Consider the following 15,321-nt stretch of genomic DNA (forward strand, 5'->3'; position numbering starts at 1 on the left):
CGGGGTGTTTTTCATGGAGGCTTGGCAGCGCGGCGGCGCCCGACGCGATCCGCAGCGCGCACGTCCTGGACGTTCACTCGTCCTCTATCGGCTCCGCAGGCAGGTTCAAGGCCAGACCGGCCTCTTCAACGAATGCTTCCGCCAACGCCGAATGCGGCATATGCCGGGCCCAGATGATCCCCATGCAGCGCAGCGGCGCGCGCCCCGGCAGCGGCACGCGCTTGACGCGCCGGCTGTCCACCCAATCGGGCGCCCAATCGGGCACCAGCGACACGCCCAGCCCTTCCGACACCATGCAGGCGATGCCCATCAGGCCATCGACCTCCAGACGCTCGCGCGGCACGATGCCGTGCTGGCGCAGGTACTGGTCCGCCAGCCGGCCGCCCCAGACATTGCGGTCATAGCGTATGAAAGGCTGCGTGCTCATGAGTTCGTGGGCGTCATTGCTCACGGTATCGGGCGGCGCCAGCACCACCAGCGGCTCTTCCGCCACCAATTTCCAGGCGTAGCCCTTGGACAGGTTGAATTGCGGTTTGACGATGAAGGCCGCGTCCAGGTCGCCGTTGATCACGCGGTGGTACAGGTGATTGGAGGTGCCCGGCTCCACGAACACCGCCAGTTTGGGCAGGCGCCGGTACAGGCGCGCCAGCACGGTGGGCATGATGCCCGTCAGCGCCGACACCGACACGCCCAGCCGCAATTCGCCCAGCGGCGCGTCGTCGCTGGCGCTGGCGCGCAGGTCCCGCACTTCGCGCAATACGCTGCGGGCCCGCTCCAGCACCTTCAGGCCCGCCTCGGTCGCCTTGACGCTGCGGCCGACGCGCTTGATGAGGGTGGCGCCCAGCTCCTCTTCCAGGGTGCGCACCCGCGCCGCGATCGCGGCGGGGGTCAGGTCCAGCCGGCGCGCGGCCTCCGCCAGCGATCCGCATTCGACCACCGACACAAAGCTCTGCACATATCGCGTATCCAAAGCGTCCCCCCTTTTTTCTGCATGCACGATTTGCGCCAGGGCAAACCACAACAATTTTATGGATTGAAGCAATTAAACAGCAGATGTTCAGCGGCCGCTTCGGTGCCAGAATCAGACGTTGCCGCCGCGCCGCCCGGCGCGTCCTTTTCATTCATCAGAAATCGAGTAGAGACAATGAGCACCCAAGCCAGCATTCCCGGCGTTTTTTCTCCGGTCCTGACGCCGTTCGACGCAGCCTATCGCCCGGCCCTGGGCCGCTATGTGAAGCACTGCCGCTGGCTGCGCGAACAATCCGTCGGGCTGGCCATATTCGGCACCAACTCGGAAGCCAACTCGCTGGCCCTGTCGGAAAAGCGCAGTCTGCTGGACGCGCTGCTGGAAGCGGGCGTGGAACCGTCCGCGCTGATGCCCGGCACTGGCGCCTGCGCGCTGCCCGATGCGATCGAACTGACCCGCCACGCCGTGCGCAGCGGCAGCATGGGCGTGCTGGTCCTGCCCCCCTTCTATTACAAGGGCGTAAGCGACGAAGGCCTGTTCCGCTACTACGCCGAACTGATCGAAGGCGTGGGCGATGACCGGTTGCGCATGTACCTGTATCACATCCCTCCCGTGAGCCAGGTGCCGCTGAGCCTGGACCTGATCAATCGGCTGCTGGACCGCTATCCTGACCAGGTCGCCGGCGTGAAGGACAGCGGCGGGGACTGGAACAACACGGCCGCCATGATCGAACGCTTCGCGCCGCGCGGCTTCAAAGTCTATGCGGGCAGCGAAGCCTTCCTGCTGCAAACCCTGCGCGCCGGCGGCGTGGGCTGCATCACCGCCACCGGCAACGTCAATCCTGGCCCCATCGTCGCCCTGCAACAGCGCTGGCAGGAAGCCGACGCCGACGCCCGCCAGGCCGGACTGAACGCGACCCGCAACGTGTTCGGTAAATTCCCCATGATTCCCGCGATGAAAGCCGCTATTGCCTGGAAATCCGGCGATCCGGCCTGGGCGACCGTGCGCCCGCCCCTGGTGGAACTGAACGCAGAGCAGCGCTCTGCCCTGCAGGCCGCGCTGGACGACAATGGCTTTGACATGCCGGGCGCGCAGACCCTGGCAGACAACTAGCCCCGGGCCCGCGGGCGCACCCGCGCCTGCGGCATCGAACGACGGAACAGCCCCGGCGCACGGCAACCTGAAGCCGTGCGCCGGGGCGCTTTCTTTGGCAGTGCCGCTCAGCTCACCACGCCGATGTTCCAGGGCACGAACTCGTGATCACCCAGTCCCAGGAGTTCGCTCTTGCTGCGCGTGCCGGAAGCCACCAGCAGGATTTCCTCGAAGATGCGCTGCGCCACTTCCTGCAGGGTCGCGGTGCCGTCCAGGATGTCGCCGCAATTGACGTCCATGTCCTCCGTCAGCCTTTCGTACATCGGCGTGTTGGTCGCCAGCTTGATCGAAGGCACGGGCTTGGCGCCGAACATCGAGCCGCGCCCGGTGGTGAAACAGATCATGTTGGCCCCGCCGGCGATCTGTCCGGTTGCGGACACCGGGTCGAAGCCCGGCGTATCCATGAACACCATGCCGGGCTGGCGCACCGGCTCCGCGTAGCGGTAGACCTCCATCAACGCCGTGGTGCCGCCCTTCATCGAGGAGCCCAGCGACTTCTCGAAGATGTTGGCCAATCCGCCCATCTGGTTGCCCGGGCTGACCTTGCCATTGATCTGCACATCGCGCCCCGGCGAATACTCTTCCTTCCACCAGCGGATGCGCTGCACCAGCTTTTCGCCGACCTCGCGGTTGCGGGCGCGCGAGGTCAAGGTGTGTTCCACGCCGTAGATCTCGGGCGTTTCGGACAGGATGGCGGTGCCGCCGTGGCGCACCAGGATGTCCATGGCCGCCCCCAATGCCGGATTGGCGGTAATGGACGAAAAGCCGTCCGAGCCGCCGCATTGCAGGCCCACCGTCAGGTGCCGCGCCGGCACCGGCACGCGCTCGACGTCATTGGCCTCGGGCAGCAGCGCCTGCACGGCGGCGACGCCCGCTTCGATGGTTTTGCGCGTGCCGCCGGTCTCCTGCATGATGAAAGTCTTCAGCCGCGCGCCCGCCTCCAAGCCCTGGTCCTTGAGCAAGGCATCCAGCTGGTTGCGCTCGCAGCCCAGCCCGACGATCAGCACGGCGGCAAAGTTGGCGTGGCAGGCGTAGCCGCCCATCGTCCGGCGCAACAGGTCCATGGGTTCGCCGGACATCTCCATGCCGCAGCCCATGCCATGGCTCAGCGCCACCACGCCGTCCACATTGGGATAGGCGGCCATCAGCTGCGGCGTGAAGGCCTCGGCGATGCGGTGCACCACCGTCGCCGAACAATTGACCGTCGCCATGACGCCGATGTAGTTGCGCGTGGCGACCTGTCCATTGGCGCGCACGATGCCGAGAAAGCGCGCCTGCTCGGACTCGGGCAGGACCGGCGTGGCCACGTAGTCGCGCGCATGCGCGTAGTCGCGGTCGAACTCCTGGAAGTCCATGTTGTGCGAATGGACGTAGGTGCCCGCCGGAATATCGCTCGCCGCAAAGCCGATACAGACGTTGTACTTGAGGATGGGCTCGCCGGCGCGCAGGTCGCGGGCCGCGATCTTATGCCCGGCCGGGATCTGGCTGCGGCTGACGATGCCTTCGGAGGGCACGGCCATGCCTATGCCGATGGGCACGCGCGCCACCACGACGTTGTCCGCGGAATGCAGCCGGATCACGGGTCCGGCCGCGCGTTTTTCAGTGAAATCGATCATGTCTGGATCTCGTAGAGAAAGGCCGCCCGCTCGGGCTGGCCGCTTATTCGGGTTTGATGCCTATGTCGCGGATCAGCACCGACCAGCGCGGCAGCTCCGTACCCACGAAACGCGTGAAGGCGTCGGAATCGCTGCCCACCACCGTGAAACCCTGCTCGCTGAGCTTGGCCTGCATATCGCTCTGCTGCACGGCGGCGCGAATGGAATCGGAGAGCTTGGCCACCACGGGCTTGGGCGTATTGGCCGGCGCAAACACGCCATACCAGGTCGACACTTCGAAGTCCTTGAAGCCGGACTCGGCCAGGGTCGGGATCTGCGGCGCCTTGGGGTCGCGCTTCAGGCTGGTGATGGCCAGCGGCCGGACCTTGCCCGAATTGATGTGCGGCAACGCCACCGGCAGATTGGCGAACATGTACGGCACATGGCCACCCAGCACGTCGGCCATGGCCGCCGATTCGCCCTTGTACGGCACGTGCGTCACCTTGGTACCCACCATGTGCGCAAACAGCTCGCCGGCAATGTGCTGCGGACCGCCCTGGCCCGACGAGGCATAGCTCATTGCGCCATCGCCGGCCTTGCGGATCTGTTCGGTCAGTTGCTGCACGGTCTTGGCGTCCACCAGGGCCGGATTGACCACCAGGATCAGCGGCATGGTCACGATCTGCGAAACCGGCGCAAAGTCCTTCTCGGGCTTGAACGGCAGGGACGGAAACAGCGAAGGCGCCACCACCATGGTGGACTGCGAACCCAGGAACAGCGAATAGCCGTCGGCAGGCGAACGCGCGACGTTGTCGGCGGCGATAGTGCCCGTGGCGCCCGCCCGGTTTTCGACCACCACCTGCTGCCCCAGGCTTTCGGCCATCTTGGCGCCAACCAGGCGCGCCACGATGTCCGCCCCGCCTCCCGGCGCAAAGCCCACGACCATGCGCAGCGGCTTATTCGGAAACTCCTCGGCCATGACGGCGGACGAGCCGCAGGAAAATGCGAGGGCCAGGCCTATGGCAACAGTCATGCGCGTCAGCGGACGCGCGGGCGTACAGGGGGTGTTCATGCGTTGGTCTCCGTATGCCATCGTCGCGCCCCTCCCCGGCCGCAGCGATGCGTGCCGGGATCGGAGCCGCGCGGCGGCTCGTTGTGTGTTGTGCGGTGCCAGAGCATTCTGGCCATTGCACTCCCTACCAACAAGTATGTATACGCAGCGTCAGCACATAATATTTTTGTGGTTTCAGATCGAGCCGGAAAGCACGGCGCGCGGCGCGCCCAAAAAAAAATCCACCCCGAGGGGTGGATCTGTCTGTGTGGCGCGCCCTGTGGCCGCGCCCCGTTCGCCGCAGGCGCGGCGCAATCAGAACTGGTAGGTGTAGGTCAGCTGCAGCACGTCCAGGCCCGGGTTCGGGCGCTTGATGCTGGCGTTCGAGAAGTGCGAATAGCGCAGGCCGATGCGGTTGTTCGGCGTCACGAGAAAGCCCATGCCGATGTGGTCGCCAAACTGGAAAGCGGTGCTGATGTTCTCGTCGGCGAAACGCGTGCTGGAGAAGAGCGTGGCGCCGATACCCGCTTCAATGTAGAAGCGTTCGCCAGTCCACCAGCGGAACATCGGGATGGCATTGAGCTGCCAGACATGGCCCGGGGAGCGCGAGCCGTTCGCCTTCCAGTAGGACGCGCCCAGTTCGGGCGTCAGGTCCAGGCGGCCCCAATTGCCGCCGAACTGGTAGGTCCAGACGGAAGCCGTTTCGTAGTTGATCGTCAGGCGCTGGTAGTGGTCGCCAATGCCGTAATGCATGCTGACACCGCCCTGGGTGCCCTCGGACGATTGGGCGCTTGCCAGCGACGCGGTTGCAGCCAGGGCAAGCCCCACAAGGCCGATAAGCATCTTCTTCTTGATCAACTGCATCGAAAAACTCCGTAGATTTCAAACCTAGTACGCAACATAGCAAAATCCGGGGCGGAAGGCTCACGCTTTGTCGCACGCAGGCAACATCGTGGATGGAAAACACTGTTCCGCAAATCATTCGCCATGGGCCGCCGCGGGGCCGCATATGACAATGCCGCCGGCAGCCCTGGGCTACCGGCGGCATCTTGGCGCAGTTGGCCCGGCCCGCCCCGAGGGCACGGGCCGGCGCAAACTCAAGCCGTAACCACGTCCGCCGGTTGATTGGTCAGCAAGGCCAGCAGGCGGGCGATTTCCTCGCGCAGTTGGCGGCGGTCCACGACCATGTCGATGGCGCCCTTCTGCAGCAGGAACTCGGCGCGCTGGAAGCCTTCTGGCAGCTTTTCGCGCACGGTCTGTTCGATCACGCGCGGGCCGGCAAAGCCGATCAGCGCCTTGGGCTCGGCAATGACCACGTCGCCCATGAAGGCGAAGCTGGCCGACACGCCGCCCATGGTGGGGTCGGTCAACACGCTGATGAACGGCAGGCCGGCCGCCGACAGGCGAGTCAGCATGGCGTTGGTCTTGGCCATCTGCATCAGCGACAGCAGGCTTTCCTGCATGCGCGCGCCGCCCGAGGCAGCCACGCAGATGAAGGGCGTCTTGTTGTCCAGCGCGGCCTGGGCGCCGCGCGCGAAGCGCTCGCCCACCACCGAGCCCATGGAGCCGCCCATGAATTCGAATTCAAAGCAGGCCAGCGTAGCGGATACGCCGCGGATCGAACCGCTCATGACCACCAGCGCGTCGGTTTCGCCGGTTTGCTTGACCGCTTCCTGCAGGCGCTCGGGGTACTTGCGCGTGTCCTTGAACTTCAGCGTATCGACCGAACGCGTGGTCTGGCCGATCTCGACGCGGCCCTCGACATCCAGCAGCGAATCGATGCGGGCACGGGCCCCGATGCGCATGTGGTGGTCGCACTTGGGGCAGACGTGCAGATTGGCCGCCAGGTCTTCGCTGTACAGCACCGATTCGCACGACGGGCATTTCACCCATAGGCCTTCGGGAACGCGGCGGGGGCCGCTTTCGCTGGTTTTATTGATGCGAGGAGGCAGGAGTTTTTCGATCCAGCTCATTGATTATTCATCCCGTATGAGGTCACGCCCGCCGCTCAGGCCGACGCGCTTGCTCGTTTTACTTGATCCAGCGCTTGCCGGATGGTGCGCAGCCAGCCGCTGGCGGCGGTGACTGCGGCGTCTGTTTTCTGGGCCGCGGGGGCATTCGCCGCCGCCTGCTCCATGGTTTCAATCAGCTTGCTGCCGATCACGACGGCGTCGGCCGCGCGCGCCACGCGCTGGGCGCTTTCGGCGTCGCGGATGCCGAAGCCCACGCCGACCGGAATGTCGCGCACGTGGCGGCGGATCACGGCCAGACGCTCGGCGACGTCGTCGGTGTTGAGCGAGCCCGAACCCGTGACGCCCTTGAGCGACACGTAGTACACGTAACCCCGCGCCACTTCGGCGACGGCCTTGATGCGCGCTTCCGTGGACGTGGGCGCCAACAGGAAGATCGGCGCAATGCCGTGCTCACCCAGCGTGGCGGCGAACTCGACGACCTCTTCGGGCGGATAGTCCACCACCAGCACGCCGTCCACGCCCGCCTGCTCGGCGCGGCGCGCGAAATCGGCCTGGCCCATGCGTTCGATGGGGTTGGCATAACCCATGAGCACCACCGGCGTGGATGCGTCGCGCTGGCGGAATTCAGCCACCAGCTCCAGCACGCGGGCCAGGCCCACGCCCTGCGCGATGGCGCGGTCGGCGGCACGCTGGATCACCGGGCCGTCGGCCATGGGATCCGAGAACGGCACACCCAGCTCGATGACGTCGGCGCCGGCCTCGACCAGCGCGTGCATCAGGGGTACGGTCGCGGCGGGCGAAGGGTCGCCCGCGGCAATATAGGGAATCAGCGCCGCGGCGCGGCCGGATTCGGCGGTGCGCGCAAAAGCGGCGGCGATGCGGTCGGTGCGAGTGGTCATGGACAGGGCCTCAGAGCTCGATGCCGGCCTGTTCGGCCACGGTATGCATGTCTTTGTCGCCACGGCCCGACAAATTGACCAGGATGACGGCGTCGCGCGGCAGCGTGGCGGCCATCTTCACGGCTTGCGCGATGGCGTGCGACGACTCCAGCGCGGGCATGATGCCTTCGATGCGGCAGCAGTCGTGGAAAGCCTTGAGGGCTTCCGCGTCGGTGATGCCGACGTACTCGGCGCGGCCGGAGTCCTTCAGCCAGGCATGTTCCGGACCGACGCCCGGGTAGTCCAGGCCGGCGGAGACAGAATGGGTTTCCTGGACCTGGCCATCGGCGTCCTGCATGACGTAGGTGCGGTTGCCGTGCAGCACGCCCACCTGGCCCGCGGCCAGGGAGGCGGCGTGGCGGCCGCTGTCCATGCCCTCGCCCGCCGCCTCGACGCCGATCAGGCGCACGTTTTCGTACGGGATGTAGGGATGGAAGATGCCCATGGCGTTGGAGCCGCCGCCCACCGCCGCCACGACGTAGTCGGGCTGGCGGCCGGTGGCTTCGGGCATCTGCGTCAGGCATTCGTTGCCGATGACGGTCTGGAAATCGCGCACCATGCGGGGATAGGGGTCGGGACCCGCCACCGTGCCGATGATGTAGAAAGTGTTCTCGATGTTGGTGACCCAGTCGCGCATGGCTTCGTTCAACGCGTCCTTCAGGGTGCGCGAACCGGACGTGACCGGCACCACCGTCGCGCCCAACAGCTTCATGCGGTAGACATTCGACGCTTGGCGACGGACGTCCTCGCTGCCCATGTAGACCACGCATTCCATGCCATAGCGGGCCGCCACCGTGGCGGTGGCCACGCCGTGCTGGCCGGCGCCGGTTTCAGCGATGACGCGGGGCTTGCCCATGCGCTTGGCCAGCAATGCCTGGCCGATGCAATTGTTGACCTTGTGGGCGCCGGTGTGGTTCAGGTCTTCGCGCTTGAACCAGATCTGGGCGCCGCCCACCATTTCCGACCAGCGGCGTGCGTGGTAGACCGGGCTGGGCCGGCCGACGAAATGCTTGAGTTCATAGTTGAACTCTTCCTGGAAGGCGGGGTCGACACGGTAATGGTCATAGGCCGCGCGCAGCTCGTCGAGCGCGTGCATCAGCGTTTCCGCCACGAAAACACCGCCATAAGGGCCGAAATGGCCCTGGGCATCCGGAAAGTCGTAAGGTTTCACCAAGCATCTCCCCCGGGTATCGCGGCAGGCCACTGCCGGCCGCAAATCCGGTTTGCAACCCGTCATTTTACCTGACGCCGGCAGCGGCCGGGGGCACCGCCCCAGCCGCCCCGGGAACCGTCAGCCTGCGCTCAGAGCGACTGCCCCAGGCGGCGCAGGAAGGTGTCGCAGGCGGCCAGCTGGTCCAGCGCGACGTACTCGTTGGGCTTGTGGGCCTGTTCGATATGGCCGGGGCCGCAGACCACGGTGGGGATGCCGATGCCCTGGAACAGGCCGGCCTCGGTGCCGTAGGCGACCTTGCGGGTGGCGCGGTCTTCGGTCAGGGCGCGCACCAGCTGGGTGATGGCGGCTTCCTCGGACGCTTCCAGGGCGGGAGCAGCGGCGCCGGTTTCGATTTCGATGCTGGCGCCGTCGAACTCGGCCTTCATGCGCGGCAGGAGCTCTTCGCGCACGTATTTTTCAACTTCTGCCTGGATCTCGTCGGGTTGCATGCCGGGCAGGTTGCGGAATTCGTAGGTGAATTCGCACAGTTCGGGGATGGTATTGACCGCGATGCCGCCCCGGATCTGGTTGGTGGTCATCGTGGAGAACGGCACGTCGTAGAACTGATCGTAGGGACCGTTGGCCTTGAAGCTGTCGGCCAGGTCGCGGATGCGGCAGATCAGGCGGGCGGCATATTCGATGGCGTTGCAGCCACGCGGAGTCAGCGACGAGTGCGCCGCCTTGCCGTGCACCTTGCAGCGGAACAGGTTGATGCCCTTGTGCGCCACCACCACCTGCATGCCGGTGGGCTCGCCCACCACGCAGCCTTCGGGGCGGATGCCGCGTTCGTGCAGGTCGGCCAGCATGTAGGGCGCGCCGGCGCAGCCGACTTCCTCGTCATACGAGAACGCCAGGTGCATCGGCTTCTTGCGCGGCATGGCCAGGAATTCCGGCACCATCGCCAGCGAACTGGCGATGAAACCCTTCATGTCGCAACTGCCGCGGCCGTAGAGCAGGCCGTCTTTTTCAACGAGCTTGAACGGATCCGTGCTCCATTCCTGGCCGTCGACCGGCACCACGTCGGTGTGGCCGGACAGCACGATGCCGCCCTGCATGCCGCCGTCCTGGGCGGGCAAGGTCGCGAACAGGTTGGCCTTGGTGCGCTCCGGATTGTGCGCCAGCCATGCGTCGACGCCCTGGCCCTTGAGCCAATCCCGTACGGTTTCGATCAGGGCAAGATTGGAATTGCGGCTGGTGGTGTCAAAGCCAACCAGCGTTTCCAGCCAGGTGCGCGCGTTCATGTCACTACTCTCTTGGGGAAAAACAGGAGTGTAAGGCCAGCGCGCCTCCGCGTCTCGGCGTGGTCCGGCGCGCGAAGCGCCTAGAATGTCGCCCGGATAGGAAAACCCCAAGGAGAAACCGTGCAGCACAAAGCAGTTCCCACACGCAACATCGTGGCGGCAGTAATAGGCAATGCCCTCGAATGGTATGACTTCCTGGTGTTCGCGTTCATGACGCCGATCATCTCGAAGCTGTTCTTCCCCACCGATCCCAGCGTTCCCGGCAGCGAGCTGAACGCCATCCTGATGACCACCGCCATTTTCGGCGTCGGCTTCTTCATGCGCCCCGTGGGCGGCATCATCCTCGGCCTGTACGGCGACAAGAAAGGCCGCAAGGCCGCCATGGTCATGGTGACCTCGCTGATGGCCGTGTCGATCGCGCTGATCACCGTGGCCCCGACCTACCACGCGGCCGGCATCCTGGCCCCGATCTTCATCCTGATCGCGCGCCTCCTGCAGGGTTTCTCCGCCGGCGGCGAATTCGGCACCTCGACCGCGCTGCTGATCGAGATGGCGCCCAACGGCAAGCGTGGCTTCTATGGTTCCTGGCAGATGGCCGGCCAGATGCTGGCGCTGCTGATCGGCGCGGCCTGCGGCACGCTCATCACCGAGTTCTTCACCCCGCAACAGATCGCCGACTGGGCATGGCGCCTGCCGTTCGCCTTCGGCCTGGTCATTGTCCCCATCGCCATCTACATCCGCCGCAACGTCGATGAAACCGACGCTTTCAAGCAGATCAAGGAAGAAGAGCGCCAGGCCGCCGCCCGCGGCGACGTGCAGCGCCTGAGCCTGGGCCAGATGCTGAAGACGCATACCCGCGAAGCGCTGATCGGCGTGGGCCTGGTCGTGACCGCGACCGTGTCCATCTACATCACCTTCACGTATCTGGTGACCTACTCCACGCAGATCCTGAAGCTGCCGCTGAACCAGACCTTCCTGGTGCAGATGGCGGGCGCGGCGCTGATGGTGCTGCTGACGCCCTTCATGGGTGCCTGGTCCGACCGCATCGGCCGCCGCCCCCTGGTGATCGGCTCGCTCATCGGCTACCTGATCGTGCTGTATCCGCTGTACTACTGGCTGTCGGATGCGCCCTCCATCGGCCGCCTGCTGGCCGTGCAGGTCGTGGTCTGCCTGTTCGTATCGGCGTTCTTCGGCGTGTTCAGCACGGTGATGGCGGAACTGTTCCCCGCGCGCGTGCGCTCGGTGGGCCTGTCGCTGGCCTATAACGTGGCGGTGATGATCTTCGGCGGCTTCGCACAGTTCATCGTGACCTGGCTGATCAAGACCACCGGCTCGCCGATGGCTCCCGCCTACTACGTGATGTTCGGCGTGGCGCTGGGCCTGATCGCCGCCTTCTACATGCGCGACCGCGCGCACGAAGAGCTGGACAACTGAGTTCCGCTCCCACCCGGGCCGCCCGGCCCGGGTTTCCCGCCTAGCGGCGTGTCGCCGACGACACGCCCGGCACTTCGGCCAGGGCGTCCAGCGCGCGGGACAGCGATTCCCCCCCGCGCACTTCCACCGTGAACACCATATGAGCCAGCGACTGCTTGCTTTGCGTGTTCACGCCCACCACGTTCAGGCGCAGCCGCGCAAAGACTTCGGACAGGTCCCGCAACAGGCCGGAACGGTCGTGCGCGCGCACGCTGATGTCCACGGGGTAGAACGTGTCGCCGGTCTCGCCCCAGGCCACCTCGATGACGCGCTCCGGCTCGCGGGCGGCCAGCGCCAGATAGCTGTGGCAATCGCTGCGGTGGATCGACACGCCGCGTCCGCGCGTGACAAAGCCCGCGATGGGGTCCGGCGGCGCCGGACGGCAGCAGCGCGCAAGCTGCGTCAGGAGCGACCCCACCCCCACCACCAGCACGCCGCTCTTGCCGCTTTTCTCGGCGCTGCCGGCGCTGGCGTGGCGCAAAGCGGCCGGTTGCGGCTCGACGGCCGGTCCGGGCTGCTGGAACAGGGTATCGATCTGCCGCAGGCTGAATTCTTCCTTGGCCGCCGCCACGTACAGGTCGTCGGCGCGGGCGAACCCCAGGTTCTGCGCCAACTGCTCCAGGTTGACGGCGGTCTTGCCCAGGCGCTGCAATTCCTTTTCGACCAGGGTCTGGCCCTGGGTGATGCGCTGCTGCAGTTCGATCGCGTTGAACCACATGCGCACCTTGGCGCGGGCCCGCGGACTGGCCAGAAAGCCGAGCTGCGGGTTGAGCCAGTCGCGCGAGGGCCCGCCGGACTTGGCGGAGATGATCTCCACGGTCTGGCCGGTGGACAGATGCGTCTGCAGCGGCACCATCTGCCCGTCGACGCGGGCGCCGCGGCAGCGGTGGCCCAGGTCGGTATGCAGGTGATAGGCGAAATCCACCGGCGTGGCGCCGGCTGGCAGTTCGATCACGCGCGCCTGCGGCGTCAGCACGTAGATGCGCTCATCGGTATGGACCGGCGCCGTCGCCGCGCCGCGCTGCTTGCCCGATGCCGGCTTGGCGGGCGCGGGCTGGGCGGGTTCGCCGCCACCCTCGACATCGCTGTTCCAGGCCAGCAGCTGGCGCATCCACGCCAGTTGCCGGTCGTATTCGCTGGAGGCCGCCACCTGGCCGCCCTTGGCGCCCGCTTCCTTGTAGCGCCAATGCGCAGCCATGCCGTATTCGGCGAACTGGTGCATCTCGCGTGTGCGGATCTGCACTTCGAAGGGACGGCCGTCGTCGTCGGCCACCACTGTGTGCAGCGAGCGGTAGCCGTTGGGTTTGGGCCGGGAAATATAGTCGTCGAACTCCTCGGAGATCGGCGTCCACATTTCGTGCACCATGCCCAGCGCCGTATAGCAGGCGCGCACGTCATCAACGATGATGCGCAGCGCGCGCAGGTCGTACATCTGCGAGAAATCCAGCCGTTTCACGCGCATCTTGTTCCAGATGCTGTAGATGTGCTTGGGCCGGCCGCTGACCTCGGCCTCGACGCCCGCCTTGGCCAGTCCCGTCTGCAGGCGCTCGATGGCGCCGGCGATGAAGGCTTCGCGCTCCACCCGCTTCTCTTCCAGCAGGCGGGCGATCTGCTTGTACTTGTCGGGCTCCAGGAAGCGGAACGCCAGATCTTCCATTTCCCACTTGATCTGCCAGATCCCCAGGCGGTTCGCCAGCGGCGCATACAGGTCCAGGGTTTCGCGGGCGAAATCGGTGGAGCACGGCGCCTTGCTTTCCGCGTGCCAGCGCAAGGTGCGCAGGCGCGAGGCCAGCCGCATCAGCACGATGCGCAGGTCGGCCGCCATGGCCAGCAGCATCTTGCGCTGCATCTCCTTTTGCGAGCCGCTTTCGGCGGCGGCGTCGCTTGCCTGCCGCGCCACCACGCCCAGGCGCAGCAGCGCGCGCGTGCCCTGCACCAGCCGCGCGATTTCAGGGCCGAATGCCGCCGCGACCGGATCGCTGCGCAGGGACGGCGCGGGCGCCATCAGGTCGGTCGGCAAGGCAGCCAGCAGCGCCGCGGCGCGGGTGGCGGCATCGGTATGCAGAGCCGCCAGGATGCGGACCACGCCCGCGCCATGCCCGGCCAGGGGTTCGCCGGTCAGCGCCTGCTGCCCTTCGAAACGCGGTTCGGCCCAGGCCACGGCCTGGTCGATCAGCGCCATGCCGTCGGCATCCAGGCCGGCGCCTACCTCCTGGCGCCAGGTAGCGTCGAAAGGCGTAGGCGCGTCGGGAACAGGCGGGGCGGACATGACGGACGGCAGGCGGAGGTAGTTTGATATCCCGACACTCTACACTAGGGTTTGTAGACACCAAAAGCAGCCGCTAGCCCCGGCATATGGAAGGAACCGAAGCTTATGTTGCGCTGGCTCAAGGGCCGGGGCGCCCGCCCCTCCGCGGTGGCCGAAATGCAGGCCCGCATCTCCCCGGAACTGTGGCAACGGGTGCTGGACGCCCACCCGTTCCTGGCGGCTTTGAACGCCGATGAAGCCGCCCAGCTGCAGGCGCGCTCGGCCTGGCTGCTGGCCAGCAAGCACATCAATGGCGCGCAAGGACTGGAGGTCTCGGACTTCATGCGCCTGAGCATCGCGGCCCAGGCCAGCCTGCCCATCCTCAACCTGGCGCCCGAACTGTACGAAGGCTGGGACGAGATCATCGTGTACCCGGCCAGCTTCCGCATCCCGCGCTCGCGCCAGGACGATGACGGCGTGGTGCACGAATACCTGGAGGACGCCGCCGGCGAAGCCTGGGAAGGCGGGCCGCTGGTGCTGTCCTGGGAAGACACGCAGTTCTCCGAGGGCGGCTTCAACGTGGTCATCCACGAGTTCGCCCACAAGCTGGACCTGCGGTCGGGCCATGCCGACGGCATGCCCTCGCTGGCCGCGCACCCCGAACTCAAGCCCCAGGCATGGCGCCGCATCCTGGACGACAGCCTGGACCGCTTCATCGCGGCCGTGGACGCGGTCGAAGCCGCCATCCCGCACGACGTGGATCCGGAAAGCGAGGCCGCCGACGCCTGGTACGGCCAACTGCCGATGGACCCGTATGCCGCCACCGACGAAGCCGAGTTCTTCGCGGTCAGCTCGGAACACTTCTTCGTGGATCCCTATCCCATGCACGAAGCACTGCCGCAATGGTATGGACTGCTGCGGGCCTACTACCGGCAGGATCCCCTGGAACGCTACGCATGAAACAGCTGCTGATCGTGTGGCATTCGCGTACCGGCGCCGCGCGGCAGATGGCCGAAGCCGCGGCGCGCGGCGCGCTCGCGGCCGCCGCGCAGCTGGAACAGGCGGCAGACCTGAACGTGGTCCTGCGGCGGGCCGCCGATACGCAGGCTGATGCAATGCTCGCCAGCCAGGCCTACCTGTTCTGCGCCCCCGAAAACCTGGCCTCGCTGAGCGGCGAGATGAAGGAGTTCTTCGACCGCAACTACTACGCCGTGCTGGACCGGATACAAGGGCTGCCCTACGCCTGCGCCATCAGCGCGGGCAGCGACGGCTCGGGCGCGGCGCGGCAGGTGGAACGCATCTGCACCGGCTGGCGGCTCAACGCGCTGGCGCCGCCGCTCATCGTCAATATGGGCGCGCAGACGGCGCAGCAGATCCTGGCGCCCAAGACCGTGGCCAGTGCGGAACTTGCGAAATGCGAGGAATTGGGCGGCCTGCTGGCCGCGACGCTGTTGCTCGGGCAGTAGCCGG

13 protein-coding genes are annotated in these 15,321 nt (G+C 66.5%); 4 read left to right on the top strand and 9 right to left on the bottom strand.

The genetic code is table 11. From position 1 onward, the window contains the following. Nucleotides 1-73: 73 nt before the first annotated feature. Nucleotides 74-970, bottom strand: a complete 897-nt coding sequence (locus NGK62_RS03220) for a LysR family transcriptional regulator (RefSeq protein WP_054450590.1) — start codon at nt 968-970, stop codon at nt 74-76. Between the two features lie 174 nt (nt 971-1,144). On the opposite strand from NGK62_RS03220, the gene NGK62_RS03225 reads away from it, so the two are divergent. Then, nucleotides 1,145-2,080 (top strand): dihydrodipicolinate synthase family protein, encoded by a 936-nt coding sequence (locus tag NGK62_RS03225; RefSeq protein WP_251877403.1) that lies wholly within the window; start codon nt 1,145-1,147, stop codon nt 2,078-2,080. Nucleotides 2,081-2,187: 107 nt separating this feature from the next. Here the strand turns inward: NGK62_RS03225 and NGK62_RS03230 are convergent, their stop codons facing one another. The 7 genes from NGK62_RS03230 to argE form a co-directional block, all read right to left on the bottom strand. Next, complete coding sequence (locus NGK62_RS03230; protein ID WP_251877405.1) at nt 2,188-3,735, bottom strand: UxaA family hydrolase; 1,548 nt, start codon at nt 3,733-3,735, stop codon at nt 2,188-2,190. A gap of 43 nt (nt 3,736-3,778) precedes the next feature. Then, entirely contained in the window at nt 3,779-4,786 is a 1,008-nt protein-coding gene (locus NGK62_RS03235; protein WP_059374804.1) for a Bug family tripartite tricarboxylate transporter substrate binding protein, read from the bottom strand. Between the two features lie 294 nt (nt 4,787-5,080). After that, the gene (locus NGK62_RS03240) at nt 5,081-5,629 is read right to left on the bottom strand and encodes an acyloxyacyl hydrolase (protein WP_251877407.1); all 549 of its coding nucleotides are present in this window, start codon (nt 5,627-5,629) and stop codon (nt 5,081-5,083) included. Nucleotides 5,630-5,862: 233 nt separating this feature from the next. Next, nucleotides 5,863-6,738: an acetyl-CoA carboxylase, carboxyltransferase subunit beta gene (gene accD, locus NGK62_RS03245; RefSeq protein WP_054450581.1), complete on the bottom strand. Its 876-nt coding sequence runs from the start codon at nt 6,736-6,738 to the stop codon at nt 5,863-5,865. A gap of 35 nt (nt 6,739-6,773) precedes the next feature. Continuing rightward, nucleotides 6,774-7,637, bottom strand: coding sequence for a tryptophan synthase subunit alpha (gene trpA, locus NGK62_RS03250; RefSeq protein ID WP_059374808.1), 864 nt, complete (start codon nt 7,635-7,637; stop codon nt 6,774-6,776). Between the two features lie 10 nt (nt 7,638-7,647). After that, entirely contained in the window at nt 7,648-8,847 is a 1,200-nt protein-coding gene (gene trpB, locus NGK62_RS03255) for a tryptophan synthase subunit beta (protein ID WP_054451311.1), read from the bottom strand. A gap of 131 nt (nt 8,848-8,978) precedes the next feature. Continuing rightward, a complete protein-coding gene (gene argE / locus NGK62_RS03260; protein ID WP_054450578.1) occupies nt 8,979-10,130 on the bottom strand; it encodes an acetylornithine deacetylase in 1,152 nt (383 codons plus the stop codon). 120 nt (nt 10,131-10,250) lie between these two features. Between argE and NGK62_RS03265 the strand changes: the two genes are divergently transcribed. Further along, entirely contained in the window at nt 10,251-11,564 is a 1,314-nt protein-coding gene (locus NGK62_RS03265; protein WP_059374811.1) for an MFS transporter, read from the top strand. A 40-nt stretch (nt 11,565-11,604) separates the two neighbouring features. On the opposite strand, the gene NGK62_RS03270 is transcribed toward NGK62_RS03265, so the two are convergent. Beyond that, complete coding sequence (locus NGK62_RS03270; protein WP_251877409.1) at nt 11,605-13,872, bottom strand: RelA/SpoT family protein; 2,268 nt, start codon at nt 13,870-13,872, stop codon at nt 11,605-11,607. Between the two features lie 105 nt (nt 13,873-13,977). On the opposite strand from NGK62_RS03270, the gene NGK62_RS03275 reads away from it, so the two are divergent. After that, nucleotides 13,978-14,811, top strand: coding sequence for a M90 family metallopeptidase (locus NGK62_RS03275; protein ID WP_059374814.1), 834 nt, complete (start codon nt 13,978-13,980; stop codon nt 14,809-14,811). Continuing rightward, nucleotides 14,808-15,317 (top strand): NAD(P)H-dependent oxidoreductase, encoded by a 510-nt coding sequence (locus tag NGK62_RS03280; protein WP_059374816.1) that lies wholly within the window; start codon nt 14,808-14,810, stop codon nt 15,315-15,317. Before NGK62_RS03275 ends, NGK62_RS03280 begins: the two co-directional genes overlap by 4 nt. Nucleotides 15,318-15,321: the final 4 nt, after the last annotated feature.

Origin of the sequence: Achromobacter sp. Marseille-Q4954, from assembly GCF_943737025.1 — a bacterium.
Classification (GTDB): Bacteria; Pseudomonadota; Gammaproteobacteria; order Burkholderiales; family Burkholderiaceae_B; genus Achromobacter; species Achromobacter bronchisepticus_A.